This is a genomic window from Streptomyces sp. NPDC046900, from assembly GCF_040644975.1.
Classification (GTDB): Bacteria; Actinomycetota; Actinomycetes; order Streptomycetales; family Streptomycetaceae; genus Streptomyces.
Window position 1 is genome coordinate 1 of sequence record NZ_JBEYXD010000269.1, and the last position, 1025, is coordinate 1025.

The window sequence follows — 1025 nt, forward strand, 5'->3', positions numbered from 1 at the left end:
CCTCGACGGCCCAGCGGGCGCCGGCCACCCTGACCAGGTCTTTCAGGCGAGTGCCGGCAGGCCCGTAGCAGACGTAGTAGGCGATGTCAGTCGGGTCTTTCAGGCTTCTGCGGGCCAGGACCCAGTGGCCGTGGCCGTTCTCCCACCAGATCCGGATGGGAATCCGCGCCCACTGGTACATACGCTCCCCGTGGGAGCCCTTCCCGGCGGACAGACGCTTCCAGGCCTGCGGCGCAAGGCCGGCCACCAGGTCGTCCACGCGTCTTTCCCGCGCCGTGCGGGTGATGACGGTGTCGCTGGTCTTCACACACATCACGTGGCTCATGGCCCGCTGTTCCATCCACCACCTGAGGGATTTCGACTGCCCGTAGGCCTCGTCCGCGGTGACCCACGCGAACGGCACGCCGGCCTCCACGGCCCGCAGGAGCATGGCCTTGAAGTGCTCGGTCTTCGTCGCGAAGGGCACCTCGTCCGGGATGCCGGCCTCCCGGCACCGCTCACGGTCGTCCGTCCATGAGGCGGGCACGTAAAGCTCCCGGTCGATCAGGGTCCGCCCCTTGGCCGAGGCGTAGGCAAGGAAGGTGCCGACCTGGCAGTTCTCCGTCCTGCCGGCCGTGCCGGAATATTGCCGCTGGACGCCCGCGGAGCGCACGCCCTTCTTCAGAAAGCCGGTGTCGTCGCCGATCAGCACCGCGTCCTTGTCGCCGATCGTCTCGACGACGTAGTCCCGTACGTCGTCGCGGACCGCGTCCGCGTCCCAGTCCGCCTCGCCCAGCAGGCGCTGCATCCCGATCGGCAGCCGGTCACCGGCCCGCTCCGCCAGCGTCCAGCCGTTCTTCCGCTCGAGCGGCGCGATCAGCCCCCGCATATACGCAAGCGCCCGCCCCCGCGGCTCCGACCTCACGAAACGCGACGCGAACCGGGCATGCAACCCAGCCAACACCCCGTCCCACTCCTGAACCAACCCCACCCCGAGCTCAGACACACCCCAACTCAACCACACACAACTGTGATTGCAGTACTAG

1 protein-coding gene is annotated in these 1025 nt (G+C 68.5%); it reads right to left on the minus strand.

Annotation, left to right across the window (positions count from 1 at the left end):
* A partial coding sequence (locus ABZ904_RS51365) for an IS701 family transposase (RefSeq protein WP_361831259.1) occupies window positions 1-964 on the minus strand: 964 nt, incomplete at its 3' end.
* Window positions 965-1025: the final 61 nt, after the last annotated feature.